The organism is Pontibacter arcticus, assembly GCF_003284895.1.
Lineage (GTDB): Bacteria > Bacteroidota > Bacteroidia > Cytophagales > Hymenobacteraceae > Pontibacter > Pontibacter arcticus.
In genome coordinates this window covers 163,979-189,583 of the sequence record NZ_QMDV01000003.1, presented here as the reverse complement: position 1 = coordinate 189,583, position 25,605 = coordinate 163,979, and the positions used below count along the sequence as shown (strand labels likewise).

Below are 25,605 nucleotides of genomic sequence, written 5' to 3'. Positions count from 1 at the left end.
TCATAAAAAAAGCATCAGGTAACGAATAAATTTATACGATACCTGATGCTTTTTTTATGGTTTACGAAGACTAACGTCAACTTATAACGCAGTATACTTCTTATTTATGTTCTTTATAGATTTGTGATCAACCTGGTTAAAGGGTGTTTTTCACGAAAACGATCTGCTGGCTGTCGGCTTTGATAATGCTGTTGTAAAACTCGATCAGCTTGGCATACGCGGTAGGCTTGAACCGGCCATCTCCCATCTGTAGCGTGCGTGTATAGCTGATCTTGTTGCCTGTTACTTTTGTGCTTGCCGTATACTTGCCAAATTCAGACGTAAGGCTGATGTCCTGTGGTTTATGCTCCAGTGCATAGCCTTCCGGTAGCTCAAACTCAACCGAGTCCACATCCAGAAAGCCCATTCTGCGCACAATATCGGTTTGCCTGTTTTCCTTGTCTTCCGGTGTGTAGGTCCATTTGTTCATCAGGTTGGGCGCTACAAACATTCTCTTGCCGCTCATGGTGCCGCATTGGCGCAGCGTAAGCTCAAGTTTTTCGGTGAGTTGCGGCAAACGTGCTTTTTGTTGGCTGAAGCCATGAGTGTTAATTTCGAAGGCTGGAATTGCGATCTGCTGATACAGCCATTTGCGTTGCGCATCGGGTGCCATACTTTGCATGACCTGATCGCGGTCTTCCTGTTGGGTTCCGGTAAAAAGTGTAGTTATATTGGCCTTGGCGTTTCCTTTCTCATCAAGCTTTACAAGTATGGTTCGCTTCTGGGTGTTATCAATGGCTTTGTAAGCAGGCGTTTTTACCAGTTTGCCGCCCTCCGGTGTTACCAGTAGTGCATGGCGGCCGCCCGTAAACGATCCCATATAACCGGCTGCTACTGTCTGGCTCGTACACTCTAACCATACCGTATCTTGCGGCATCGGCACACACAAAACAACGTGGTTAAACTGGCTGCTCGGGAAATCGGTTTTAATATCCGGTACGTTTTCGCCGGCCCGTATTACCGCGTGGTAGGAAGGGATGCCTACCGTTTGCAACATAGCCTGCATGTAGTTTGTCAGGGCTTTGCAGTCGCCGTAGCCTTTGGCATCCACAAAGGTAGCTTCAAAAGGTTGCCAGCCGCCAATACCTAATTGTATGGAAACATAACGCGTTTTCTGTTGCAGGAAATCGTAAACGATCTTAATTTTTTCTTCCTCGGTTTTGGCATTGGCTACCATACTTTTCAGTTTTTGTTTGGTAGCTTCCGGCAGCGCATCGCGGTCTTTATTGAGTTTATTCAGCCAGTGGCCATAGTTCTGCCAGGTATCCATGTTACCAGCGTAGCCCTGTACTTCAAAATTAGAGGGAGCTGTGCGTACTTCAGGGATGAGTTCGCTCAGGCCGGGGCCAAGCGGTTCGGCTACAACCGCAGCCAGGTTCTCGACCTGCCAGTTGTATACCTGGTGGGTGGCGGTACTTTGCTGCTGTACTTTCGTTTTCAGATTTTTTTCGGTGTAGCGCAGTTTTAATGCCGCCGGAATTTTAATTTGGAATGAAGCTTTCTCCACGGCAAGGTTTTCTTCGTCTTGTGGTCGCCAGATCGGGTAAAACAACATGTTAGAAGACGTAACCTGGTAATCGAACTCTACCGTGTAAGGATACTCGACATAACTGAGGTCGGCAATTTTTACGCGGTTATCTTCAAACAAAGAAAAATCAGAAATAGCGCTTACATCTTTTATTTCGCTGTTTTTAAGCGATTTTATTTTCTTGCCATCTTTGTTGTAGAGCGTGCCCTTCAGGTAATCTACTTTGCTGAGTTTATCATAAGGCACCTGTACAAAGCTGCGGTGGCGGCCTTTTTCGTTCAGGATGGTAGCCGTTACTTTGTAGTTGGTAGTACCGCTGTTAACGGCATTAACAGTAAAAACGGTCTCCTCGCTGCGAATGATAATATTTGCTTTATCGGAGAGGTTAAGCTTTGCCTGCGCAGCCACTTGCTGAAGCCCGGCAGCGCTTGCCAAAAAGTATAAAATGATCGTCCAGAAACGCATGGTATCAATTACTAAGTATGAAATGTAAACAAAGCGCTGCCTGTGTATAGGTTATACTACCGGCAGCGCTTTTAAAAGTATAAACGGTAGCTTACTGAGCGGCTTTTTTAATAACCAGTGGCTCGGCGTGCTTCGCTACAATCTGGTTATAAAACTCTTTCAGGTTACCGTATTCCTGGGCGTAAAAAATTGGCTTTGCTATCCGTATCTTGCTCATCACCTGAATCACATTGCCTTGCTGTTGCACCATATACATAAAACGTCCGCTGTTTTCAGGCAGTACCAGGTTCATGTCTTTCGGAGCTTCATCCATTTTATACCCATCCGGTATTACATAGCTGCAAATAAAAGTCTCATCTATCGGCGCAGCAAAATCTACCGGGTAGGTTCTGTCTGTCATTTTAAAAGGGTTTTCTTTTTCAGCGTATCCCAACATCGGGTTCAGGTAAATAACGTCGTTAATCTGGCCATTTCCGGAGGCAGTTACCTCATAAGTTATCTCCAGCGATTTGTCTACATCGCCTAAATTTTTAATCTCGGGTTTTCCGATTTTGTAGTTGCCGGTTGCCTTGCCTATACTTTCAGCAAGCTTGTTTTCTCCGTTTTCCTGTGCTTCCTGCCGCAAGTATAGCGCCGTGTACCCGCTCGATGATTCGGTGCCTTTGCCAACCATATCGCCATTTGGCTGCATGGTTACCTGGCCTGTAAATACTTTTACAAATGGCAGGCTGGGTGTGAGTGTTACCCAGCGTTGGTCGGTTTTTTTAATGAGGCGGCCAATGCCGTTCAGGCAGCGCACCGATAACATACCCGCCTGCAGCAACGGATCTGTTGCATCCAGCATCACTTCTTTGTCATCTATTTTTATAAGCGAAACCACGTAGTTAAACTTTGTTAACATTGGGTTACCATCGTGCGGACGGCCGTTGCTGCGTGTGCTGATTAAAACAGGCGCTGCATCAAAACCAGCTTCCAGCAACATAGCGGTTAACATCAGGTTTATTTCGGCGGCGCTTCCTGTCCTGGTTTCAAATACTTTGCGGAGCGGGATGTTGGTGTAAATGCCATACTTACCATTCCATTTTACTTGCTTTTTAACCAGCTCGTAAATGGCGTTTATGCGGGCCTGCGGGGTTTTATGTATTGCAGAAATGGCCGCAATCTCGTTTTTAAAATAGCCGTTACGGTTAAGTTGTGTTCCAAACCTTTCGGAGGCAAGCAGTTCTTTGGTTACCTGGTCCCAGTCGCCGGTCATGGTTTTGGAAAGCTGCCCCGGGTATCTGACCACCTGCAACTCAAACTCAATTTTAGATTGGTAATCCGACAGCGTGGTGATATACTTTTCCTCTTTCAGGGCAGGCACATCTTTCATACACCACACATAGGCATTTTTCTTCATCTCCGGCGATTCGGATTTTGGATCAGCCACTCTATCTGTCCTGGTGTTTTTCTCCGATTTGTATAATGGATTATAGCCCTGCATCAGGAATTTGTAATCGAAATATTCCGGAATTTCGGCGCGGTACTCGCTCCATAAGGTTGGGATGGTTGTCTGGAACTCCCACTCGCGTAAGGTGTAAACAAAATCGGATGTGATCGTGTATTCGATATCAATAACGGAACCTTCCTTTACGTTTGGCATCGTTATCTTTTTTACCAGCCAGTTCTCGTTTCGCTGCTCTTCAAAAATAGCTTTATTCTCGAGCTTGGTTTTGGTGATGGCACCACTCTCGAGGTTAAAAGTGGTACCTTTTATGCTGGTTACCTTTTCTTTATCAGCGTTTTTCTGATAGAATGGGATAGAAAAATTAGCCCAGTCGAAACCGGATTTCTTTAATATCTTAATTCGGATATGGCGATCGGTGATCAACTGTACTTTGCTTGCAAACAAAAAACGCGACGATCCGATATCCGAAAGTATAACTGCAGCCGCGGTCGTATCTTTCTCGTACTGTTTCATCTTAAGCTCATCTTCGCTTACTTTGCCATATTTGGCATTTTGCGCAATGGCTTGCTGGTAACAGCCCAGTAATAGTGCTGTAAAAATTAAAATTGGGGAAAGTAGACGTGTGAGCATCAGGAAACTTTGAAGAGTAAAATGGCTTAATACAACAAGCGTATTGTTCTGTGAACCCTGCTCCTAATTATTGAGGATCAGGTAAATGCCTTAAAGATAAATTAAAGTATATATTTCTATATTAAAAAGTATAATTGTTATACTTACCCAATTTTACCCATTCTTTTTAGTGATGCCTGCTAGCTATACTTTAGATTGCTTTGAAGTTAACGTGTAAGCATAAAAAAAGGCAGCCTATAAGTATAGGCTGCCTTTTTTATAATGAAGTTACTTTTTATAAATAAGAACTAAAGTTAGTGCTATCCTGCCAGAAGTTGCGGCATGCATCGCGCTGCGATTGTATAAATTCTGCGTTACGCTTCAGGTCTTTCCAACTGCCGTACCCTAAACGCTCGCAAAGCCTGAAAAAACTATCTCCCTGGTTTTTTAAGCCTTTTACCTGCACCAATGCACTTAATAAAGGTCGGCCGGCTGCGTGTTCCTGCTCCGATATTTCGGCTATTACTTCGTTCAATAAGCTTCTTTCTGACGGATTATCCAGGTTCAGGCCGAGTTCTGCTTCGTAGATTAGGTTCTGGTAGGTCATAACGTTTGCTCTCCCGCGGGCTACCTGAATCAATTTTTTGCGTACTCGTGTGTTCATAGGGCAAAGTTTAAAGTTGATAGATATCTGCTGCAGCCTTACAACTAGCTTGCTGGCATTATTGGCAGTACAATTAAAATTATATATAGCCTTTTTTACGTATTATAAACGTTCCAAGTTACATATTAGTACAAGTTATCCTGCACTTTAATTCATATATCACTTTAAAATAAGTTGTTTGCCTGTTTAAAGCAGCATGCGGGGCTGTTTTTCGGAAAGGTATTTCCAGTAGCGCTTCGGTATGTGGCGCAGGTGCAGTTTGGGATTTTTGCGTTCCGGTATGTTTACGTTATCAAAGTATACTTGCCAGAGCTGTTTATACTTGTCTTCGTCGGTGGCCAGCACGCCTTGCGGTAAAACGCGGTAGCGGCTGGGCGCATGCTCAAAGTTTACCAGCAATACGGAAGTTAAATCGTAATAAGCGCCGAAACCACGTTTGGTATCGTAGATGGCCCAACGCTGGTCGGCATACCTTTTCTCGAAGTGCCGGATGATAAGGGGCAGCACATTAAAGTCTGGCGAAATGGTAGCGTAAAATAGCTCATCGGCTGTTTTCTCGAAACGCACAAACGCTTCCATCCGGTGTTTTTCGCGGTGCACTTGTTTGGCAGCCTGCTGCACCTGCAGCACGCACAAGGCGGCGTAATTTCCTTCTATACTTTCGCTGGTATCGAACGCAAGTTTAATGTAATCGAAAATGATCTGCTCCAGATTGGCCTGCTCCCACAGGTAAGTATGGTAGAGTGCTTGTAAAGCCCCGACTGATAGTTTCTTCTGTAACCCTTTCCAGACGCGGTTTGCTTTGTCTTCGTCTGCTACAACGGTAATCGTTTCCCCGAACATAAAAGGCTGCGCTAGCTCTTCCTTTACAATGCTGGTTGGCCAGGCTTTGCGCTCATATGCTTCAAAAACAACGGTTAAAAGCCCTTCGAACGTACCATCGTAAGTGTACAGATACATGCTTATACTTTAGTTGGAAGTATGAGGATTGCGGGCTTTGTCGTTGCGTTCCTGTTGCATTCTGGCGTTCAGGCTTTTTAACTGTGGCACCAGCATGTTTAGTTTGCAGCAAAGCGATATACTGGCTACTTTCTGGTTCTTTCTCATAACAATAACTTTTTTAGGTTGATTGGTTTTCGTATGTGTTGTGGGTAAGCCTGAATTCTTATTTGCTGTCGCCATCGTTTTATAAATTAAGTTTAGCTAACCTGCTTAAACAGGTCGAGCTGTTGGGTAAGTAAAGCACTCCTGACAGAGCCATCACCAAATAAAATTCTGTTCCGTATCTCCTGCATATCGTAATCACGGCGGTTCAGGCTCCTGGTCTGGCAGGTAATAAAATATTTGGCCCGTTTCAGTACCACGCCCATTTGCTTCAGGTGATCAAAGTTGAGTTGTGCAAAGCGCCTCGCCGATACAATTTTCTTGGCTGATTTTACGCCAATGCCTGGCACGCGCAATATCATCTCATAATCAGCCGTGTTCAGCTCGATTGGGAAACTGTGCGGATTACGTAGCGCCCAGCTCAGTTTAGGATCAATGTCGAGGTCCAGGTTCGGGTGCTGCTCATCCAATAACTCCTTTGCATCAAAGCCATAAAAACGCATAAGCCAATCGGCCTGGTAAATGCGGTTTTCCCGTATAACCGGCGTTTCAGTAAGTATGGATAAGCGGCTGTCGGTGCTCACAGGCACATAACCGGAGTAATACACGCGTTTCAGGTTGTAATCTTTGTAAAGCGAACTCGAAAGCTGCAGAATCTGGTTGTCGTTTTCTGCGGATGCGCCCACAATCAGCTGCGTGCTTTGGCCGGCCGGCGCAAAAACCGGAGCCGATTTGAAAAGTTTTTTCTCTTCCGTAGCCTGCACCAGTTGGTTTTTAATATCCTTCATCGGCTGCAGAATCTGCGCATAGCTTTTTTCAGGCGCCAGTTGCTGCAAGCTGTTATCGGATGGTAACTCGATGTTCACGCTCAGTCTATCAGCATACAAACCGGCTTCTTTTATAAGCTCTTCGCTTGCACCTGGTATTGTTTTCAGGTGGATATAACCGTTAAACTTATGCTCGAGGCGCAACTTTTTAGCCACACGCACCAGGCGCTCCATGGTATAGTCGGAATTCTTAAAAATACCTGAACTCAGGAAAAGCCCTTCGATGTAATTTCTGCGGTAAAAGTTAATGGTCAGGTCTACCACTTCCTGTACTGTAAAGCCAGCCCGTTTCACATCGTTGCTGCGCCGTGTAATGCAATAAGCGCAATCGTAAATGCAATGGTTGGTAAGCAGGATCTTCAATAAAGAAACGCATCGGCCATCCTCGGTGTAGCTGTGGCAAATACCCATTCCTTCCGCATTACCCAAGCCTTTGTTCTCATTCTTGCGCTTTCCGCCACTCGAAGAGCAGGAAACATCATACTTTGCTGCATCTGCTAATATACTTAGCTTCTCAATTATTCTGTCGTCCATCGTTCTGCTTTTCAAGGCTTTTGATGGTTTAAAGATACAACTTCGATTTTAGATTAACCAATATAATTAGCAATAACTTATACACAACCTTATCAACATTGTGTATAAAACTAAATTAGTTAGTATTATAGCAAAAAGTAGATGTTTTACGTTGTATGCGTATAACACAGATAAGCTATCCAAACTTTCAGGCTAAAGCATTAACTTGAGATGTTTTTTAGTAGCTGTTGCCCTACTGTATATTCTACATGCTCCTTTTACGCCCTCTATCAATCTGTTACCGCTGCATTTGCTTGGCAAGCTTATGCCTGCTTTTTGCGGTTAGCAGTGTGGCTCAGGAGAAAACAAAGCCCATTTCTCCTCCGGATTCCTCACAGGTAATCGCCCCTGCCGATACGGTTCTCCAGCCTTTCGACCAACGGATCATAAACAACCTGCGCCAGATGTCGGAGCGCAAAACCATTATGGGCAAACTCCTGAAAGCCATACTTGTGTTCGATAGGAAGCCTGAAGAGGTATATGGCCTGGATGCGGAACTGATCGAGCGGGAATTTGAAAGGCATACCTATAAAATTGTTCGCCGTGTGGATATTCTGAACATGAATGCCTTTGGTTATTCGGTAAACGATACATCGCGTGTGCCCCGCAACTTTTTTGAGAAGGCCGGCAACTCGCTGCATGTAAAAACCCGCCAGGGACTTATCCGGAACAAACTGCTTTTTAAAACCGCACAGCCGCTGGAGCCTCTCGATCTTATCGAATCGGAACGTTTGCTGCGCCAGACCGATTATTTGCTGGATGCCCGCATTGTTGTAAACGAAATCACAACCTCAGATGACAGCGTGGATGTGTTTGTGCTAACGCGGGATATTTTTAGTTTAGGCGGCTCGGGCTCTTTTACACCCTCATCCGGGTCGGGCCGCATTGCGTTACGCGAACTTAACTTTTTGGGCCAGGGGCACCAGCTGCGCACCAATTACCGCTTCGGCCTGGATGCGCCGCGCTCATGGGAGTTCTCCGGCTCCTACCTGGTCGAGAACATCAGTAATTCCTACTTATCGGCTGAGGTGATTTACGCCAACCAGAATTATTACCAGGAACGCAGCTTTTTCCTGAGAAGGGACTTTTTCTCGACTAATACCAAGTATGCAGGCGCGATCGGGCTGGGCCGTGTGGAAGAGCGTATTCTGCTGCCACCCATTGATAACGATACCCTTTCACGTTATGGCACGCTGGGCTACGACCGGCGCGATGTATGGCTGGCCCGTTCCTTTAAACCGAAATCCTATAACCTGGGCTACGAAGCCAGAGGCCGCATCATTGTTGGCCTCCGGATGATCAACACCAACTACAAAAAGAAGCCAACCGAGAATTTTGATGACAACACTATTTTGCTGGGCAGTGTGGGCTATAGTATCCGGAAGTATTATAAAGACCGTTTCCTGTTTGGTTTTGGTAGAACCGAAGATATTCCGGTTGGTACGTTTGTGTCGCTGACGGCAGGGTACGAGAAAGGCAGTTCGTACAGGCGTTACTTTGGCGCTACCACTTCGTTTGCAAAGTATACACCTTCCTTTGGGTATTTGTACGGTGGTGCTTCTTATGGTTCTTTTATCCGGAACGGCAACTGGGAACAGGGTGTATTGGATGTGCAATCGTTATACTTTACTAAATTGTATGAGCGTGGCAACTGGAAACTGCGCCATTACCTGCTCGGACACGCTACCGTTGGCATTAACCGCAACCCCGAGGAAATGCTATCCATCAACAACGAAAACGGTTTGCGCGGCTTTAGGTCAGAGTTTGTGCGTGGCACCCGCCGCGTATCGTTAAACTATGAAGCCAATCTGTATACGCCTTTCTCGCTGTTCGGCTTCAGACTGGCTGGTGTTTTATTTGCCGACCTTGCCTGGCTTTCTACCGGCAACAAAAGTTCGCCTTTCAAGGAGGCACCTTACAGAGGCTATGGTATCGGGTTCAGGTTGCGCAACGAGTACCTTTCTTTCAGTACTATTCAGTTTCTTTTCAGTTATTATCCACGGTTGCCGGTGAACGAAGATTTAAGTGATTTCAGAATCTTTAACACTTCGCGTTCGTATTACGACTTTACCGATTTTCGCTTCACCCGCCCGGGTGTGGCCGAATTCCGGTAAGCCGAAAGCCATACTTTAGCAAGTATAACGTATGGCTTTGTACTACATAACCGCTATTAAAACACACCCAAAACCATGGAAAAACTCAGAGAGAAATCTGAATATGAAGGCAACCCGGTAGGTTTATCGGAAGATACAGCTACGAAAATGGCAACTGAACTGGACCGCCACCTGGCTTCTTTTATCACCCTGTTTAACCAGTACCACAAACACCACTGGATGGTGGAAGGCCCGCAGTTCCGCGACCTGCATTTATTCTTCGAAGCGCATTATACCGAAATTCATGAGCAGTATGATGCCATCGCCGAGCGCCTGACCGTGATGGGTTTTGTGCCGACCTGCCACCCGGTTAGCCAGGCAAAAATCTCGTACATCGAGCACGAGGAAGAAGGTGTTTTCCGTATCCGGGAGATGCTGAAAAAAGACCAGAACGACGAAAAAACCATCGCCGTAGAGTTACGCAAATCTATTAAGCTGGCTTTTGAGCACGATGATTTTGCAACGAAGGCATTACTGGAAGGCATCCTTCTGAAAACTGAAGACCGTTGCCACCATATTGAGCATTTTCTGGGCGAAGACAGCCTTTCCGTTGGTTTAACTACGCTGCCGGAAGACCTGATAGAGCAGGAAGATCAGCCAGCCAACGGCAAAGCTGCCTCTTCTAAAGCGAAAGCAACCAGTACAGCAAAGTCTAAGGCTAAAGCATAAGTTTATACTTTGATTTTCAGGAAAAGAGGCAGTCTGTGAAAGCAGGCTGCCTCTTCTTTTTGGTTTTATACTTTGCTGGCGTGGTTGGCTGCTTTGAGTACGATTTTTTCTAGCGTAGCTTCTTCCTGGCTTAATTGAGATGTTCTTGTTGCATTGTTAGCTTTCGCGCTCGGCAGCCGCGCAGGCTGCGTTTTCGTATTCAGCGCTGTGTTCATTTCCTGCCTTACGGCTGCCACTAACGTGGCACCGGAAATTCACAAGGCGCTGAATGCGAAAACTGGAAAGGTTTTTTCTTTGAGCAGAAATGATTTATACTTTGTTGATCAGAAAGTTTTATACTTTGATCGAAGAGAGAACCTCTCCCAGTTCTTGGGTTGAGCGCCTTTTACTTGTTGCGGTGCCACGTAAGGGGCAGCCCGCAGCGCAGCGAATAGAGGGCCCCTACCCCCGGCAAGCTTCAAGTAAACAGCGCGATGCCCGAGAACGAGTCCCAGCGGACTTGGAGCGTAAAAGCCAGCTATGTAATAAAGACTTCTCAATTAAGCCAAGCAGCCAGCTTCGCCAGCAAAAATTCACATCAGCAAAGTATAAACCTAAAAAACGCAAAGTATAAATCAACTACCACACTCTCTCCTATTTTGCGTAAATTTGTAAAATCATACGTAACCGATAACAGTAGCATAACATGGTAGAACTTGGCAATTACAACACACTGGAAATAGCCCGCGAAGTAGATTTTGGTGTTTACCTGACCTCCGAAGACGGCGATATTCTGTTGCCAGGCAAGTACATACCCGAAGGCGCGGAAGTCGGTGATTTTGTGCGTGTGTTTGTGTACCGCGATTCCGAGGACCGTGTAATTGCCACCAACCTGGAGCCTTATGCCACAGTTGGCGAATTTGCCTGCCTTACCTGCCGCGATGTGGCACCGTTTGGTGCGTTCCTGGACTGGGGCCTCGAAAAAGACCTGCTGGTGCCGCTGCACAACCAGAAAGACAAAATGCGTGTAGGCCAGACCTACTGCGTGTATTTATACTTAGACGATACCTCGGACCGCATTGTAGCAACTACCAAAATTGGCAAATTTCTGCAGAACGAAGATGGCATCGATCTGGAAGTGAACCAGGAAGTAAAGCTGCTGGTAGCTGGTTTTACCGATATTGGCGTGCGCGTCATCATCGAAAACAAGTACATGGGTATCCTGTACCGCAACGAGGTTTTCAGGGATGTGCGCATCGGCGATAAACTGACAGGTTATATCAGAACCATCCGGCCGGATAATAAAATTGATGTAACGCTGCGCAAACCAGGCACCGACGCGCTTGTGGAGAAAGACGATGCAGCCGAACAAATCTTAAGAAACCTGCAGCAAGGCAACGGCTGGCTCCCTCTCTCGGATAGCAGCACACCCGAAGATATTTACAAGCTGATGGGCATGAGCAAAAAAGTGTTTAAACGCGCTATCGGCAGCCTGTACAAAGCTGGTAAAATCAAGATCGAAGAAGACAGTATCCGGTTGATCCAACCTGAAAAATAGTTTTTATACTTTATCGACTTCTGCACGTTTATAAACGTAAAGTCTGCTAAGTATAATAACACTATGCAAAAAGTAAGAACAGCCCTGATAGCCGGTGCCAGTGGTCTTGTAGGTGGCCACTGCCTCGATATGCTCCTGAAAAGTGACCGTTACAGCCAGGTAATTTCCGTTGGCCGCCGCGACCTGCCCCTTCTGCATCCTAAACTGGAACAGCGCATCGTTAATTTCGATGACCTGAAACGCGAAGCGCCTAACTTAGTAGCCGACGATGTGTACTGCTGCCTGGGCACAACGATTAAATCAGCCGGATCGAAAGAGGCTTTCTATAAAGTAGACCATACCTATGTAACCCGCCTGGCCGAGCTGACTGCCAGCAAGGGTGCTTCTCAGTTTATGGTAGTGTCTGCGATGGGGGCTGATAAAAACTCCATGTTCTTTTATAACCGCACCAAAGGCGAAATGGAAGATGATGTGCAGCGGCTTAATTTTAGTTCGGTCCATATTTTCAGGCCGTCGCTGTTGCTGGGCGAGCGCGAAGAAGAGCGTACCGGAGAGGAACTTGCAGCCAAGATAATGGGGCCGCTCAGTAACTTAATGGTTGGACCGCTGCAAAAGTATAAACCCATCGAAGGCGAGGACGTAGCCAAAAGTATGCTGTATGCCGCATCGCAGAACAAGCCCGGTGTTTTTGTGTATGCATCAGATGCGATTGCCGGCATGGCACATAAACTCTAGCATTGCCTTTGCCGTAACACGCTTCGCCACCTATTCATACTTTCATGCAAAAGCAGCAGCTGCACCACATTTTCCCGAAGGCCGTGCATTACGATCCGGATTGGGTACGCAAGCACTCGATGGGCGAAAATGTATTGTTTAACCTCGAAAGCCTCACCAAATCTCTTAACCTGAAGCCCGGCATGCGGGTGCTCGATCTGGGTTGCGGCAAAGCCATCAGTTCTATTTTTCTGGCAAAGGAATTTGGTGTTACCGTGTGGGCGGTAGATGAAGCCATACCTGCCAGCGAAAATTACGAGCGCATTCAGGAGTCCGGCTGCGACAAAACCGTGATACCGATAGAGGCCGATGCGCGCGCGTTGCCGTTTGCCGAAGAGTATTTTGATGCCGTGATCGTGGTGGATTCATATACTTACTTTGGCACCGACGATAAATATCTGCCTTACATCGCCCGCTTTATTAAGCCCGGCGGTTACATTGCCATTGTAGATGTTTGTTTCAGATCAGAAATAGAAACCCTGAAAGATGTACCCAGCTTTCTGCGGAAAGATTTCCAGAGCTACTGGTATTATGTGCACACCATTAACTGGTGGAAAAAGCTTTGGGAAAAGACCGGCCTTGTAGCGGTTGAAGTAGCCGAAGAACTGGCAGAAGCAAGCCTGGTGCGCACCGAGTACATCCGCGACTATCAGCAAAAAGACGAAACCGATGCTTTCGCCAAGGCGCTGGAGCACGATAAAGACAACTTCATTTCGTTTTTTAAGCTGATCGGGCGCCGCACTCAAAAATCCGTTTACCTCCAGGATTACAAAGAACAAAATAAAAAATAGCCTGTCTATACAATATCTGGTTTTTACTACGTTTTTAGTTCTAACTTTACAAATGCCAGGTACGAGCAACTGCTATGCCTTCGGCACAATTACTTTCAATTTATTCATGAAAAATTTTATTCGCTTTACGTTTACGCTTGCATTCATGCTATCACTTGCGCTTGGCGCACAGGCTCAGAGTGGTTATTCTACAGGTATTGGTTTCAGGGGCGGTGCTGCTTCGGGGCTTACTGTAAAACATTTTATTAAGAGCGATGCCGCCATCGAAGGTATCCTGAGCAGCAGCTTCCGGTACAGAGGCGCTACAGTTACAGTATTGTACGAAAAACACGCACAGGCTTTTAACACCTCTGGCTTGCAATGGTACTATGGCTTAGGCGGGCACCTGGGCTTTTACGAAGGCCGTTACTACTACCATAAAAAACACAAGCGCTACGACGAACACTACCACGATAATGTAGTTGGGTTTGGTATTGATGGTATACTTGGTTTAGAGTATTACCTGAAAGATATTCCATTTACAGTGGGCGCTGATATTAAACCATACATTAACATACCAAGCGGCGGCGGTTACTGGGATTCAGCACTGCACGTGCGTTACGTATTCTAACAGAAACATTCATACTTTAAAAAAGGCCTGGCTATACTTTAGCCGGGCCTTTTTTGTTAGCTCGATCTCTTATAAAAGAAGTTGTTCAGCGTTTTTTAGAAAATCAAAATCTGCCGTCCTTGCTATGTGTTTTCACCAGCAAGCACCTGTTGATAAAAGTATAGATATTGGTGATAACACTAACAATGATAAATTTAGCCACTATAATTGGAAACTCTAAACAGCTTCACGGTATAACATTCACATTTATATTAAATTAAATCTATACTTTAGCATATCAGCTTTTAACTAAACTTACCTGCACTTTATTTATACTTCATGAAAACAAATCTGCTTCTTTCCCTCATCCTGAAAATGACACTGTTCTTTTGCCTGCTGTTTGCTGCAACCAGCTGCATCCCGGTTACAAATTATACTTCGTCTACAGGAGGATGCCCGCAGGCGTTTGCGGCTGGCGATAAAATACTGGTTGGCGAAATGAAAGGCGTATCAGCCAACAGATCGTATGTGTTGTATGAAAAACTGAGTGAGCAACTGACTGCGGCCGGTTTACAGCCAGCTTATACGACAGAGCAGGAAATATACCTCCGGATGAAAGGTATAAAACCAGATTTAGCGCCTGATAGTATAAATCTGGCTAAAATGCAGCAGATGGGCTATGCCTATTACCTGAAACCCACGGTTGGCAACCTTGCTTCAGGCACTGGATATGTAACTGCCAGCGCCGCCGAAGTGCGCGAAATGCACCAGTACAACACACCAGAAGATGCAAGCGAAACTACCGCCACACTACGCTACGAAGTATACAGCACGGCCTCACAAAAGCTACTGTACACCTTGGTTACCACCACTAAAATGATCGGTTTATCGCTCCCGAATAACGACTACGAAAACGGCACCCGCGGCCAGACAACTGTAAACGCTTCCACAGTATCGCTGGCCATGAACAAAGCGCTGAAAAAAAGCACAAAAAAACTCCTGGAAAATTGTAACTGTTGCCAGTAATTTTGATCAGTTAGAAAGCTAAGTGCAGCAAAGCATCCCCCTGGTTTACAACCGGCATGTTATTTAACCCGATAATATAGCCGGCTGCAGTGGCGTTAATGCGTACTTCCATTTCCCCGTACGGGTCGGTTATACTCCCAATGTACTGGTTCTTTTTAACGTAGCTACCTGTTGTTACAAAGCAACGCCACAAGCCCGCATTCTTAGCTCTTATCCAGGTATCTTTTGCGCAGACAATGGTTTCGGAGGTAGGGGGCGGTGCACTGCTAACCATTTGTAAATGCTGCAAAAACCGGTTGGTACCCGCTATTCCGGCTTCAATGCCGTGCTCATCAAAGCGAAGGCTTTCGCCGGTTTCGTATACAAGTATAGATTTGCCTAGTTTGGCAGCTTCTTTCCGGAGCGAGCCCTGGCGGTAAGGTGCATTAAGTATAAAAGGCGGCGCGAACGCGTTGGCCAGATCATGGTTCTGCAGATCATCCAGCACACACCGTATCTGCGGGTAATTAGCACGACTGGAGCCACCCGTATGGAAATCGAGTCCGTAATCCACATACGGCATTACTTCCTTCATAAAGCGATGTGCCACGCGGCTGGCCAGCGAACCATCGCGGTTGCCCGGAAAACTGCGGTTCACATCTTTGCCATCCGGCACTTCCCTCGAAAAATTCAGGAAACCATAAATATTCAGGATCGGTACGGCTATAATGGTACCACGCAGCGGGTACAGCATTTTTTTGCAGAGCATCCTACGGATAATCTCGGTCCCGTTTACTTCGTCGCCGTGCATGCCAGCCATCAGCAACACCACCGGCCCATCGTGCACCGACCGGAACACATAGACTGGAATTTCGATGACGGTACCGCTGGGCAGCTTACTGATCACTAATTTGGTCAGTACTTTTTCGCCCCGGTCAATTCTTTTTCCGTTGATGGTAATGGTTTCCGGCATGCTATTCTTCTACCTGCGATTTTTTCTTTTTCTGGGCCAGGCCTTCGGTATATTCTATTATTTTGCTGGCAATGTCTTTTTGTGTCGCGTTTTCGATGCCTTCCAGGCCCGGCGATGAGTTTACTTCCAGGATCAGTGGCCCGCGTTTGGATTGCAACAGATCTACACCGGCAATGCCTAAACCAAGCGAACTGGCAGCTAAAAGTGCAGCAGCTTTTTCCTGGCGGGTAAGTTTAATGAGCGTTGCTTTGCCACCCCGGTGCAGGTTAGACCGGAATTCCCCTTCTTTGCCCTGGCGCTTCATGGCACCAACAATTTCCCCGTTCACTACAAACGCACGAATATCAGCGCCACCGGCTTCGGCAATAAACTCCTGCACAATAATGCGGGCTTTCAAATTATGAAACGCTTCTATAACAGATTCTGCCGCTTTTTTTGTTTCGGCCAGTACCACGCCTAAACCTTGCGTGCCTTCCAGCAATTTAATGACTAGCGGGGCCCCGCCTACTTCTTTTACCAGTTCGGAAGTGCCGCCTTTGGAGTAATTGGTAAAGGCTGTTTTTGGCATCCCGAGGCCGGCTCTGGATAAGATCTGAAGGCTGCGCAGTTTATCGCGGGAGCGCACAATGGCCTGCGAGGCGACGGCGCTTTTCACTTTCATCATCTCAAACTGGCGCACCACAGCCGTACCGTAAAATGTAACCGAAGCACCTATCCGTGGAATAACGGCATCAATATCGGTCAGGCGTTCGCCTTTGTAAAGTATATGCGGGTCGTTTTGTTCGATGATGAGGTCGCAGCGCAGGTGATCGAGCACTACGGCCTGGTGCCCCCGCTGTTGTGCTGCTTCTACCAGGCGGCGGGTAGAGTATAGCTTCGGGTCGCGGGAAAGGATGGCTATTTTCATGGGTTATTTTGTTTCTGCTTTTGTTTTGATTTATACTTCCGGGACAGGTCTTTACGGGAAATATCTACTATATACCGGCCTTTCAGCAATTTTCTTCCGATCAGGACCGGGTACTTCATATCGCTGCGGTCCGAGAGCGAGAATTCGGCTTCAAATACTTCGTTAAAAAGCTCAATCGTGGTCCGGATAATGTAGCGCTGCTGCACCTCCCCAAACGAGCTTTTTATTTCGCGCAGGTCATACTCTGCAAACCTGAGTTTCCGGTGGTTATACTTTGGATGCGATGGATCGAGCAAATCTACACAAATTACCTGCGTGCCATCTGGCATAGTTTCGGTGTGTATATCAGAGCAATGGATGGCCGAGGTATAAGCACCCGTATCTATTTTTGCTTCGAGGTCCTGCAGGTCCAGTTCCGGTAACGAGATGTGCTCCCGCCGCCCGATTACTTTCTTTTCCGGTTTTACGCCTTCTTCTTTTTTATCTCTCATGCAGGATCACTATAAGTTTAATCAGAACATTTAAAAATCAGAAAGTATACCTGCCGCATCTTAACGCCATTTATACTTTCTAACTCTTTAACTTTTACCTTTCTAACTCTTTTTGTAGCTGATGCGGTAAATGGCGTTGTTCTTATCATCCGAAATCAGCATCGAACCATCTTTGTCTATCACCACATCCACAGGTCTGCCCCATTCTTCGCCGTTCTGTAACCAGCCTTCGGCAAAAGGTTTATAGCCGGTCGCGTTTCCGCTGGCATCCATACTTACCTGCATAATACGGTAGCCAATTTTTTCGGAGCGGTTCCAGGAGCCATGTTCTGCTACAAATACCTGGTTTTTGTACGCGTCCGGAAACTGGTTGCCCGTATAAAATTTCATGCCCAGCGCAGCGCCATGTGGTGTTAAGGTTTGCACAGGTTTCACGAAATCGTTGCAGTTGCGCTGGCTTCCGAACTCCGGATCGGAAATGGTGCCGGCATGGCAAAACGGATACCCGAAATGCTCGCCTTTTTTGGTGGCGCGGTTCAGTTCGTCGGCTGGCGTATTATCGCCCAGCATGTCGCGGCCATTGTCGGTAAAGTATAAATTCTTGCTTTCCGGGTGCCAGTCAAAGCCCACAGTGTTGCGCACGCCGTGTGCATATACTTCCAGGCCGGAGCCATCGGCGTTCATGCGGGTAATGGACGCGTAAATCTCTTTTTCTGATTTGCAGATGTTACAAGGCGCTCCAACCGGAACGTACAGCTTTCCATCAGGGCCAAAAGCTATGTATTTCCAGCCGTGGTGTCCTTCGGTTGGGAACTTGTCGTTTACAATTTCATACTTTGGTTTGTTACGGAACGTATTCTCGATATCCGGAAACTTGATTACGCGGCTGATCTCGGCTACATACAAGTCGCCGTCTTTCAGGGCAACACCGTTCGGCGAGTTAAGGCCGGCAGCAATCTCTATTACTTCATCCGCTTTGCCATCTTTGTTTTTATCTACAACAGCAAAAACCTTATCGTTGCTGCGCGTGCCTACATACAGAACCCCAGACGGGCTCAGTGCCATAGAGCGTGCATTTTCCACATCCTGGGCATAATATTCGATCTGGAAACCTTCCGGCAATTTAATTTTCGCCAGGTTTTCGTCTACGGTTGCAGTAGCCGCAGCCGTTTCTGTTTCGGTTTCTGATGTTGTGGCGGTCGTGGCTGATTCTGTTTTCGAATCGCAGCCTAAGCTGAATAATAAGCCCGAAAGCAACAGCAGGTCTTTAATTTTTTTCATGTTTTGATTGATCTTAACAGCTAGCGTACCTGTGGTACATACAGTAAAAGTGACTTGGAAAACCGCATTTTGTAGCGCAGCATTTTATTAGCATACGTATACTTTAGCGGCGCTGCCATTGTTATAAACGGCTCCGGCAAACTTACTCTGTAATTATGATAAAGTATAGATGGGCATGGTTGTTTTTTTGCATGCTGCTGACATTACAATTTTCGGCACAGGCATTAGCTATTACACTTAAGCAACCCGCTTCTCAAAATCAGCAATCAGGAATAGTAACTGTCCGGGAGATGGCTGTGTTACTACATGGTGCCCTGCAAGGGTCTGATTTTAGTTTGCTGCAACCCTATATCCCAACTAAACAAGTGTACGATAAGTTGATGCAACTGGGCAATGCACCTGTGCGCGAAAGCCTGCTTTTATACTTACCCGACCAGATCCAGAACGATTTTCAGAAAGATTTCAGCCAGTTGTTAAAAGATGGTGCCTTACTTGAAATGAACTGGGCCGAAGCAAAAATTAAACGTATAACCGCCGATACCGCCTTGGTTAAAAATACCACCATCATACCTGTAAAACTGGAAATAGCCGCTTATGGGCTGCCGCCTGTACCTATTACATTTAATGTTATCCGGCTGGATGGGAAATACTATTACCTCGGTCCGTTGCAAATCCCGAACAAAGACCTGAACACGCCGCAGCAAAAGTTTTAGCTATACTTTGGAAGAAAAGTAAAAGTATGATTTTATACTTCTGAAAAAGCCCGTGCCATACTTTGGTTTTCTTCGCTGCCCTTACTGCGTGTTGTCTCAAGTTAGCGCCCACTGGGAAGGTTTAGTTGTTGGTGAAAACACCAACAACGGCGGGTTTAAATAATATAATTTAAACCGCAAAACAGCTTAGTAAGTGTTAATTTATACTTGTGAGGATCAGATTTGATCTATACTTTACTTTTCCGTTTGTGCAGCAGCTCGGCTACCTCCAGCAATAAATGCGAATGGCCGGTTTTAAGTATAACGAGTTCGCCGTTGGTAAGGGCGTTTACAAAACCATGGAGTTGCTTTGGCGCGATCACTTTATCAAACTCTCCTAAAAACATGGTTACCGGAATCTGATGTCGATTTAACGTCTGGATCAGCACCTTCCTGTCAAAACTCAGCTCCCGGAAACTGATCCAGCTGCGGTAAACCCGTAAGCGTTTGGTCGTGGTATCCATCTGCGAATGAGCAAACCGAACCACACTTTTGTGCACAATTTTATACTTATTGAACACGCGCAGTATTTTAAAAAAACCGTTCGGCTTTAGTACGGTGCGTTTAAAGAATTGCTGCATCCAGCCGGGGTAAGTCGCAATGTTATACCAGAAGCTTGTTTTGATGCCATCCGGCGCAATCAGGAAAAGCTCTTCTATGCGTTCGGGCAGTTGCTCTGCTAACGTAAGCGCAAATTTACCGCCCATGCTAAAACCCATCACCGAAAACTGCCCGATGCTATGCTGCTCTAAGAACTGAAGTATGGCTTCTGTTAAGTATACTTTGGTAAGCGGCGCATCCTGCTTTTGCAGATGGCTTTTGCCATGGAAAAACAGGTCGAAGGCGTAGATGGTATAATCATCGCCGAGCGCTTTTTCCATTGGCAGGTAATACTTGCTGTTCTGCCCGTACCCATGGAATGCCAGCAACACCTTTTCTCCGCAGCCAATTACACGGTAATGTAATTTTGATTTATTATGAACGAGATGAGGCAACTGTTGATTGTTAAATTGTTTGATAGTTAAATGGTTGATTGTTGAATTGCCTTAAAGTTTCAACTGCCGCGAGTTTGAGCGCAGCGGTAACTTGTGGTTAAGCATGACCTGCAATGGCTTATATTTTGGCGATGGCTTTTGAAGTGTGAAAAAGGGCTTTCCCATTCTATCATCTTGTAAAGGATCTTGTGCATTACTTGCAACTCATTCCCAGGATCCTTTACAGGATGACAAAACTCAATCATAGTTTCCGCAAGCTTCGTTTTTCTGCTGTCGCAGAACGCAAGTTGAAAACTTGTACCATACTTAGCCACAAGTTACGCTGTCGCTAAACTCGCGGCAGAATCCTATATCTCAACAGTCAACCATTTAACAATTTAGTTTTAAGGAAATTACAGCTTCGATACGCCACCCGATACCACAAATTTCATCACCTCGCTGCTTGGCAGATCGATGTAAGTAACATTTTTGGCCGGCACCAGGAACAGCTCTCCTGAAAAGTTATAGGAGTGCGGAAAGTATACGGCTACTTTATCTTCCAGGTCAACGGATTCCATACTTTCCTGCGTTACAAAGCCCATTTTATAATTTTCGACCTCATCCGACATCCTTACCAAAGCTGGCTTGTTAAACTTCTGGTTGTCGCCCACAAAGGCATCAAACAGATCTTTTATACTGGAGTAGATAATACTAACCAGCGGCAGTTTATGAAACAATCGCTCGGCGATTATAAAGAATGGCTTCACCAGAAACGAGGAACTGATAAAGCCAACACCCGTTAGCAGCACCACCATCATCAGCAAGCCCAAACCCGGAATGCCCAGGTCAAACAGCGAATCCAGCCAATCAATTACACCAACAATAATCCAGACGGTAATGGTGATCGGCGCAATAATGATCAGCCCGTTCAGGAAGTAATTAAAAAAACGTTTCATAAATAACAGAAATAAAAAAAGGCTTTGCCGCAGCAAAGCCTAAATTAGCAAAAATGCTTTATAGTTGAGTTACTATATTAAACAGTAGCCGTATCGAGTGCTTCTATGCCGCGTGCTACCTGTTCCATCAGCCACATAGGCGTAGACGTAGCGCCGCAAATACCTACACTGTTGGCGTTGGCAAACCAGGCCGGGTCCAGCTCCTGTTCGTTTTCGATAAAATAGCTGTTTGGGTTATGCTGCTTGCACACACTGTAAAGCGCCTTGCCGTTCGAGCTTTTCTTACCGCTTACAAAGATGATCACATCATGCTCTACGGAGAATCTGGTAAGCTGCGGTTCGCGGTTTGATACTTGGCGGCAAATGCTATCGTTGGCGTCAAATTCTGGTAATACCTGCTCCGGGTTAGCTTGCTTGATGCGCTCTTCGATCAGGGCTTTCATGTGGTAAAAGCCTTTGGTGCTTTTGGTTGTCTGGCTGAAAAGGGTAACCGGGCGTGTAAAATCTATCTTAGCCAGATCTTCTTCTGTTGTTACGATGATGGCTTCGTCGCGGGTCTGGCCGGCCAAACCAATTACTTCGGCGTGGCCCTGCTGCCCGTATAGTACGATCTGGCCTTTATCAGTCTGGATAGAATCGAAGGCATGTTTTACGCGGTTCTGCAGCTTCAACACAACCGGGCACGAAGCATCGATCAGTTCGATGTTATTTTTAAGCGCCAGTTTGTAGGTTTCCGGTGGCTCGCCGTGTGCACGGATCAGTACTTTACAATCATGGAGTTCTTCCAGTTGGGCACGGTCGATGATGCGTAGCCCTTTGCCGTAGAGGCGCTGTACTTCCATGCCGTTATGAACAATATCACCCAGACAGTACAGTTCCTGGCTGCTCTCCAATTCGTCTTCGGCCATCTGTATAGCGAATTCAACACCGAAGCAGTAGCCTGAATTTTTGTCTATTGTTATGTTCATGGTTTTCGTATCAGCTTTGTTGTAAGGCCATCTCATTCTCGAACAAGGTAGTCGTTACTTTGTTCAGTACAAATTCCACCTGCTCGTCAATCGTCATGAAAGAGGTATCCAGCAAGTGCGCATCTTCGGCGCGGCGCAAAGGGCTTTCTTCCCGGGTAGAGTCGATGTGGTCGCGTTTCTGCAGGTTTTCCTTTATCTCATCCAGGTTGATCAGCTGGTTCTTATCAAGCAGTTCCTGCTGGCGGCGCTTGGCACGCGTATCTACGTCGGCGGTCATAAACACCTTTACCTCTGCATCCGGAAAAACGGCCGTCCCGATGTCGCGCCCATCCATTACCACCCCGCGTTTACGGCCCATCTTCTGTTGCTGGGCTACCATGGCATGGCGCACTGCTGCTACTACGCTTACTTCGCTTACCTGGTTGGAGATGTACATTTTACGTATCTCGTCTTCCACGTTCAGGCCGTTCAGGAACGTTTCGTTACGCTTTGTTTTGGGATTGTAATGAAACGAAACATCGATGTTATCGAGGCCATCCTGCACTTCTTTCGGGTTGGTGAGCGCAATATGGTGCTGAAGAAAGTATAACGTAACTGCTCTGTACATGGCGCCGGTATCAATGTAAGCGTAACCCATCTCGGCGGCAACCAGTTTGGCTGTTGTGCTTTTTCCGCAGGAGGAGTAGCCATCAATGGCAATTACAATTTTCTTCATCTCGGTAAATCAGAATTATACTTAATTAGAATCACAGGGGCACGGCATTTTGCCACCCTTGCGTTTTAGCGCAGCCGTCTTTTTTTGCTGCGGCGTTTTCATGGTGCAACTTTCCAGGGTGCCGGTGGCCAGAAAGCCCGCCAGGACCAGGTATGAAATTATCTTTTTCAAAACGACTGAATTTAATGCAAATATAAAGTAATTTCGGGTTCAAGCCCTATTAAGCGCAATTTATCCGAATCTAAGACCCCCGCTATGCCTACAGATTTTTCCGTTTCCGGCCGCATTGTAGACCTGCACCTGCAGGAGATCTACGAAGGTAGTGTTCATGTGTCAAACGGCCGCATTTCTAAAATAGTTCGTGAGCCCGCTCAAAGCAAGAATTATATTATGCCGGGCTTTGTAGATGCACACGTGCACGTAGAAAGCTCCATGCTGGTGCCCTCTGAGTTTGCCCGTTTAGCCGTGGTGCATGGCACCGTAGCCACCGTATCAGACCCGCACGAAATAGGAAATGTGCTCGGTTTGAAAGGGGTGGAATACATGGTAGAAAATGGCAAAAAAGTACCGTTCAAGTTTTATTTTGGTGCGCCTTCCTGTGTGCCGGCCACACCCTTCGAAACAGCTGGTGCCGAAATTACAGCCGCCGACATCGAAACACTTTTTAAACGCGACGATATTGTATACTTAGCCGAAATGATGAACTGGCCGGGCGTACTGAACCGTGATGCGGACGTGATGGAGAAAATTGAACTGGCGCTAAAGTATGGCAAAGCAGTAGACGGGCACGCGCCCGGCTTGCGCGGCGAACAGGCCAAGCTATACGCCGCTGCCGGCATCACCACCGACCACGAATGCTTTACCGCCGAAGAAGCACTGGATAAACTCGCCGTTGGCATGAAAATACTGATCCGGGAAGGCAGCGCAGCCAAAAACTTCGAGGCCCTTATCCCGCTCCTTTCCGATTACCCGACCGAGATCATGTTCTGCTCCGATGATAAGCACCCGGATAACTTAGTAGAGGGCCACATTAACCTGCTCGTGAAGCGCGCGCTGGCAAAAGGCCACACCTTGTTTAATGTGTTGCGGGCAGCAAGTATAAACCCGGTGCAACACTATAAGCTACAGGTTGGCTTGCTGCGCGAGGGCGATGCTGCTGATTTTATACTTGTCGATAACCTCGTTGATTTTACTGTAAAAGCAACTTACATTAACGGTGAGCTGGTAGCTGAAAACGGAAAAACCAACATCGCTTTTACGCCAAGCGAGATCATCAATAATTTTAACACCGATATAAAAGTAGCCGCCCAGTTTGAGTTACCCATTGGCGCTGCCGAAAAAATACGCGTGATCGAAGCGTTCGATGGACAACTGATTACCAGAGAAGGCTGGGCAACGCCAAAGGTGGCGAATGGCTTTATCGTATCGGATGTAGAACAGGATGTGCTGAAGATGACCGTTGTTAACCGCTATGAGAATTCTTTGCCAGCCGTGGCTTTCATTAAAAACATCGGCCTGAAACGCGGTGCACTTGCCTCTTCCGTTGGCCACGATTCGCATAATATTATTGCCGTTGGTGTGGATGATGCAAGTATAACCCGCGCTGTAAACCTGATCATTGAAGCAAAGGGAGGCGTTGCCGCAGTAGATGGCGACATCGAACAAGTACTGGCGCTGCCTGTAGCCGGCATTATGTCTGCGGAAGATGGTTATTCGGTAGCAGAAGCATACTCGGCTATCGATAAACTGAGCAAGGAAATGGGCAGTACGCTGGCTTCGCCGTTCATGACACTTTCGTTTATGGCTTTGCTGGTTATTCCATCGCTTAAGCTCAGCGATAAAGGTTTATTTAACGGGGAGTCGTTCCGGTTCGTATCTGTAGCTGAATAGATAGACATAGCCATACTTGGCTGCTGCCATGGAGGAGTTTCTTATTTTTCTGGTCGGGGTGCTGGTTAGCGGTTTCGGTACGGTTATCGGGTTCGGTGGCGGCGTTTTTATGGTCCCGATCCTGATCATCTTTTTCGGGTTCAACATCGAAATTGCGATCGGCTCTACCATGGCCGCACTGGTGCCGGGCTCTATCATTGCCTCCGTTTTTAACCTCCGCGACCGAAGTATAGATTACCTGGTGGGCACCCTGATCCAACTCCCCGCGATGGCCGGAACCATGCTGGGCGCTTTTATGGTGGCGTTTCTGCCTGTGTTTAAATTACAGCTCTTTTTTGCTGTTTTTGTACTGATTGTTGGCGCTATGATGCTAACGCCTCCTAAACCGAAAGTACAGCTTCGGCATACGGGTGTTATGTACCGCATCCGGCGTGCTCCCACATCTTTTATCCGGAAAAACAGGGCAAAGCACATGGCTTACCGCATCAATGGCGGCATCATTTCCACGTTCGGGTTTGTATCGGGTGTTATGGCTGGGCTGTTCGGAATTGGCGGAGGTTTTGTACAGACTCCCATGATGATCAAGCTATTCAGGATACCACCGCTGATCGCTACATCCACCTCGCTTTTTATACTTGTCATTACCAGTTTTACAGGTTTTATCAGCCACTTTTTGCTCGGAAACGTGCTCTGGAACCGCTGCCTGCCCCTGATGGTCTCGTTTGCGATCGGCGCTTTTGCGGGCAACATCATCAAACAGAAACGCGCCAAAACAACCAACCTCGAAAAACTGATCGGGATTGGGCTGCTATTGGCAGGTGTAGGCGTGTTGTTAAACCTGGCAATCAGATCAAACTTCGGATTTTCGTTCTAACAAAAAAAGCGCAGCAAATGCCGCGCTTTTTATACTTGCCTGGTCAGCCT

At 46.7% G+C, this 25,605-nt stretch carries 25 protein-coding genes; 10 read left to right on the top strand and 15 right to left on the bottom strand.

Annotated elements, in window-relative coordinates; translation table 11 throughout:
- Positions 1 to 136 precede the first annotated feature (136 nt).
- From DP923_RS10355 to DP923_RS10330, 6 genes are all read right to left on the bottom strand, one after another.
- A complete protein-coding gene (locus DP923_RS10355) occupies positions 137 to 2,032 on the bottom strand; it encodes a DUF3857 domain-containing protein (RefSeq protein WP_112305788.1) in 1,896 nt (631 codons plus the stop codon).
- Positions 2,033 to 2,123: 91 nt separating this feature from the next.
- Positions 2,124 to 4,109 carry a DUF3857 domain-containing protein gene (locus DP923_RS10350; RefSeq protein ID WP_112305787.1) on the bottom strand — a complete coding sequence of 662 codons (1,986 nt, stop codon included), beginning with the start codon at positions 4,107 to 4,109 and terminating at the stop codon, positions 2,124 to 2,126.
- A 274-nt stretch (positions 4,110 to 4,383) separates the two neighbouring features.
- Positions 4,384 to 4,752 carry a hypothetical protein gene (locus tag DP923_RS10345; protein ID WP_239021004.1) on the bottom strand — a complete coding sequence of 123 codons (369 nt, stop codon included), beginning with the start codon at positions 4,750 to 4,752 and terminating at the stop codon, positions 4,384 to 4,386.
- Between the two features lie 186 nt (positions 4,753 to 4,938).
- Positions 4,939 to 5,712, bottom strand: a complete 774-nt coding sequence (locus DP923_RS10340; protein WP_112305786.1) for a TIGR03915 family putative DNA repair protein — start codon at positions 5,710 to 5,712, stop codon at positions 4,939 to 4,941.
- Positions 5,713 to 5,721: 9 nt separating this feature from the next.
- Entirely contained in the window at positions 5,722 to 5,859 is a 138-nt protein-coding gene (locus DP923_RS16705) for a hypothetical protein (protein ID WP_165838176.1), read from the bottom strand.
- A gap of 92 nt (positions 5,860 to 5,951) precedes the next feature.
- Positions 5,952 to 7,217: a putative DNA modification/repair radical SAM protein gene (locus DP923_RS10330; protein WP_112305784.1), complete on the bottom strand. Its 1,266-nt coding sequence runs from the start codon at positions 7,215 to 7,217 to the stop codon at positions 5,952 to 5,954.
- Positions 7,218 to 7,546: 329 nt separating this feature from the next.
- Here DP923_RS10330 and DP923_RS10325 point away from each other — a divergent pair, with 329 nt between their 5' ends.
- The 7 genes from DP923_RS10325 (at position 7,547) to DP923_RS10290 (ending at position 14,795) form a co-directional block, all read left to right on the top strand.
- Positions 7,547 to 9,370, top strand: coding sequence for a BamA/TamA family outer membrane protein (locus DP923_RS10325; protein WP_125047701.1), 1,824 nt, complete (start codon positions 7,547 to 7,549; stop codon positions 9,368 to 9,370).
- Positions 9,371 to 9,445: 75 nt separating this feature from the next.
- On the top strand, positions 9,446 to 10,078 hold the full coding sequence (locus tag DP923_RS10320) for a Dps family protein (RefSeq protein WP_112305782.1): 633 nt from the start codon (positions 9,446 to 9,448) through the stop codon (positions 10,076 to 10,078).
- Positions 10,079 to 10,763: 685 nt separating this feature from the next.
- The gene (locus tag DP923_RS10310; RefSeq protein WP_112305780.1) at positions 10,764 to 11,615 is read left to right on the top strand and encodes a CvfB family protein; all 852 of its coding nucleotides are present in this window, start codon (positions 10,764 to 10,766) and stop codon (positions 11,613 to 11,615) included.
- Between the two features lie 63 nt (positions 11,616 to 11,678).
- Positions 11,679 to 12,350 (top strand): oxidoreductase, encoded by a 672-nt coding sequence (locus tag DP923_RS10305; protein ID WP_112305779.1) that lies wholly within the window; start codon positions 11,679 to 11,681, stop codon positions 12,348 to 12,350.
- A 44-nt stretch (positions 12,351 to 12,394) separates the two neighbouring features.
- On the top strand, positions 12,395 to 13,180 hold the full coding sequence (locus DP923_RS10300; RefSeq protein WP_112305778.1) for an SAM-dependent methyltransferase: 786 nt from the start codon (positions 12,395 to 12,397) through the stop codon (positions 13,178 to 13,180).
- Positions 13,181 to 13,286: 106 nt separating this feature from the next.
- On the top strand, positions 13,287 to 13,790 hold the full coding sequence (locus DP923_RS10295) for a hypothetical protein (RefSeq protein ID WP_112306234.1): 504 nt from the start codon (positions 13,287 to 13,289) through the stop codon (positions 13,788 to 13,790).
- A gap of 318 nt (positions 13,791 to 14,108) precedes the next feature.
- Positions 14,109 to 14,795: a hypothetical protein gene (locus DP923_RS10290; protein WP_112305777.1), complete on the top strand. Its 687-nt coding sequence runs from the start codon at positions 14,109 to 14,111 to the stop codon at positions 14,793 to 14,795.
- 10 nt (positions 14,796 to 14,805) lie between these two features.
- Here DP923_RS10290 and DP923_RS10285 read toward each other — a convergent pair whose 3' ends face one another.
- The 4 genes from DP923_RS10285 to DP923_RS10270 form a co-directional block, all read right to left on the bottom strand.
- Positions 14,806 to 15,747, bottom strand: coding sequence for a succinylglutamate desuccinylase/aspartoacylase family protein (locus DP923_RS10285; RefSeq protein WP_112305776.1), 942 nt, complete (start codon positions 15,745 to 15,747; stop codon positions 14,806 to 14,808).
- A gap of 1 nt (position 15,748) precedes the next feature.
- Positions 15,749 to 16,654, bottom strand: coding sequence for a 30S ribosomal protein S6--L-glutamate ligase (gene rimK, locus DP923_RS10280; protein WP_112305775.1), 906 nt, complete (start codon positions 16,652 to 16,654; stop codon positions 15,749 to 15,751).
- Positions 16,651 to 17,145 carry an ATP-dependent zinc protease family protein gene (locus DP923_RS10275; RefSeq protein ID WP_112305774.1) on the bottom strand — a complete coding sequence of 165 codons (495 nt, stop codon included), beginning with the start codon at positions 17,143 to 17,145 and terminating at the stop codon, positions 16,651 to 16,653. The genes rimK and DP923_RS10275 overlap by 4 nt, the downstream gene beginning before the upstream one ends.
- Positions 17,146 to 17,247: 102 nt before the next feature.
- Positions 17,248 to 18,426, bottom strand: coding sequence for a PQQ-dependent sugar dehydrogenase (locus DP923_RS10270; protein ID WP_112305773.1), 1,179 nt, complete (start codon positions 18,424 to 18,426; stop codon positions 17,248 to 17,250).
- Between the two features lie 191 nt (positions 18,427 to 18,617).
- Here DP923_RS10270 and DP923_RS10265 point away from each other — a divergent pair, with 191 nt between their 5' ends.
- Positions 18,618 to 19,139 (top strand): hypothetical protein, encoded by a 522-nt coding sequence (locus DP923_RS10265; RefSeq protein ID WP_125047699.1) that lies wholly within the window; start codon positions 18,618 to 18,620, stop codon positions 19,137 to 19,139.
- A gap of 227 nt (positions 19,140 to 19,366) precedes the next feature.
- Here the strand turns inward: DP923_RS10265 and DP923_RS10260 are convergent, their stop codons facing one another.
- The 5 genes from DP923_RS10260 to DP923_RS16700 form a co-directional block, all read right to left on the bottom strand.
- Positions 19,367 to 20,173, bottom strand: coding sequence for an alpha/beta fold hydrolase (locus DP923_RS10260; protein WP_112305771.1), 807 nt, complete (start codon positions 20,171 to 20,173; stop codon positions 19,367 to 19,369).
- 392 nt (positions 20,174 to 20,565) lie between these two features.
- Positions 20,566 to 21,108 (bottom strand): DUF502 domain-containing protein, encoded by a 543-nt coding sequence (locus DP923_RS10255; protein ID WP_112306233.1) that lies wholly within the window; start codon positions 21,106 to 21,108, stop codon positions 20,566 to 20,568.
- Positions 21,109 to 21,185: 77 nt separating this feature from the next.
- A complete protein-coding gene (locus DP923_RS10250) occupies positions 21,186 to 22,076 on the bottom strand; it encodes a 4-hydroxy-3-methylbut-2-enyl diphosphate reductase (RefSeq protein WP_112306232.1) in 891 nt (296 codons plus the stop codon).
- Between the two features lie 10 nt (positions 22,077 to 22,086).
- Positions 22,087 to 22,791: a (d)CMP kinase gene (cmk, locus tag DP923_RS10245; RefSeq protein ID WP_112305770.1), complete on the bottom strand. Its 705-nt coding sequence runs from the start codon at positions 22,789 to 22,791 to the stop codon at positions 22,087 to 22,089.
- Between the two features lie 21 nt (positions 22,792 to 22,812).
- Positions 22,813 to 22,962, bottom strand: coding sequence for a hypothetical protein (locus DP923_RS16700; protein ID WP_165838175.1), 150 nt, complete (start codon positions 22,960 to 22,962; stop codon positions 22,813 to 22,815).
- A gap of 84 nt (positions 22,963 to 23,046) precedes the next feature.
- Between DP923_RS16700 and ade the strand changes: the two genes are divergently transcribed.
- Positions 23,047 to 24,681, top strand: a complete 1,635-nt coding sequence (ade, locus tag DP923_RS10235; RefSeq protein WP_112305768.1) for an adenine deaminase — start codon at positions 23,047 to 23,049, stop codon at positions 24,679 to 24,681.
- A 28-nt stretch (positions 24,682 to 24,709) separates the two neighbouring features.
- Positions 24,710 to 25,555, top strand: a complete 846-nt coding sequence (locus DP923_RS10230; RefSeq protein WP_112305767.1) for a sulfite exporter TauE/SafE family protein — start codon at positions 24,710 to 24,712, stop codon at positions 25,553 to 25,555.
- The last annotated feature ends 50 nt before the right edge of the window (positions 25,556 to 25,605 follow it).

Bases quoted from the DNA above. Each gene is read 5' to 3' on its own strand.
- DP923_RS10295 (WP_112306234.1), top strand. From the start codon at position 13,287: ATGAAAAATTTTATTCGCTTTACGTTTACGCTTGCATTCATGCTATCA.
- DP923_RS10305 (WP_112305779.1), top strand. From the start codon at position 11,679: ATGCAAAAAGTAAGAACAGCCCTGATAGCCGGTGCCAGTGGTCTTGTA.
- cmk (WP_112305770.1), bottom strand. From the start codon at position 22,791: ATGAAGAAAATTGTAATTGCCATTGATGGCTACTCCTCCTGCGGAAAA.
- DP923_RS10265 (WP_125047699.1), top strand. From the start codon at position 18,618: ATGCTGCTGACATTACAATTTTCGGCACAGGCATTAGCTATTACACTT.
- DP923_RS10300 (WP_112305778.1), top strand. From the start codon at position 12,395: ATGCAAAAGCAGCAGCTGCACCACATTTTCCCGAAGGCCGTGCATTAC.
- DP923_RS10255 (WP_112306233.1), bottom strand. From the start codon at position 21,108: ATGAAACGTTTTTTTAATTACTTCCTGAACGGGCTGATCATTATTGCG.
- DP923_RS16705 (WP_165838176.1), bottom strand. From the start codon at position 5,859: ATGAGAAAGAACCAGAAAGTAGCCAGTATATCGCTTTGCTGCAAACTA.
- DP923_RS10330 (WP_112305784.1), bottom strand. From the start codon at position 7,217: ATGGACGACAGAATAATTGAGAAGCTAAGTATATTAGCAGATGCAGCA.
- DP923_RS10270 (WP_112305773.1), bottom strand. From the start codon at position 18,426: ATGAAAAAAATTAAAGACCTGCTGTTGCTTTCGGGCTTATTATTCAGC.
- DP923_RS10290 (WP_112305777.1), top strand. From the start codon at position 14,109: ATGAAAACAAATCTGCTTCTTTCCCTCATCCTGAAAATGACACTGTTC.
- DP923_RS10355 (WP_112305788.1), bottom strand. From the start codon at position 2,032: ATGCGTTTCTGGACGATCATTTTATACTTTTTGGCAAGCGCTGCCGGG.
- rimK (WP_112305775.1), bottom strand. From the start codon at position 16,654: ATGAAAATAGCCATCCTTTCCCGCGACCCGAAGCTATACTCTACCCGC.
- DP923_RS10275 (WP_112305774.1), bottom strand. From the start codon at position 17,145: ATGAGAGATAAAAAAGAAGAAGGCGTAAAACCGGAAAAGAAAGTAATC.
- DP923_RS10285 (WP_112305776.1), bottom strand. From the start codon at position 15,747: ATGCCGGAAACCATTACCATCAACGGAAAAAGAATTGACCGGGGCGAA.
- DP923_RS10310 (WP_112305780.1), top strand. From the start codon at position 10,764: ATGGTAGAACTTGGCAATTACAACACACTGGAAATAGCCCGCGAAGTA.
- ade (WP_112305768.1), top strand. From the start codon at position 23,047: ATGCCTACAGATTTTTCCGTTTCCGGCCGCATTGTAGACCTGCACCTG.
- DP923_RS10340 (WP_112305786.1), bottom strand. From the start codon at position 5,712: ATGTATCTGTACACTTACGATGGTACGTTCGAAGGGCTTTTAACCGTT.
- DP923_RS10250 (WP_112306232.1), bottom strand. From the start codon at position 22,076: ATGAACATAACAATAGACAAAAATTCAGGCTACTGCTTCGGTGTTGAA.
- DP923_RS10230 (WP_112305767.1), top strand. From the start codon at position 24,710: ATGGAGGAGTTTCTTATTTTTCTGGTCGGGGTGCTGGTTAGCGGTTTC.
- DP923_RS10345 (WP_239021004.1), bottom strand. From the start codon at position 4,752: ATGAACACACGAGTACGCAAAAAATTGATTCAGGTAGCCCGCGGGAGA.
- DP923_RS10350 (WP_112305787.1), bottom strand. From the start codon at position 4,109: ATGCTCACACGTCTACTTTCCCCAATTTTAATTTTTACAGCACTATTA.
- DP923_RS10320 (WP_112305782.1), top strand. From the start codon at position 9,446: ATGGAAAAACTCAGAGAGAAATCTGAATATGAAGGCAACCCGGTAGGT.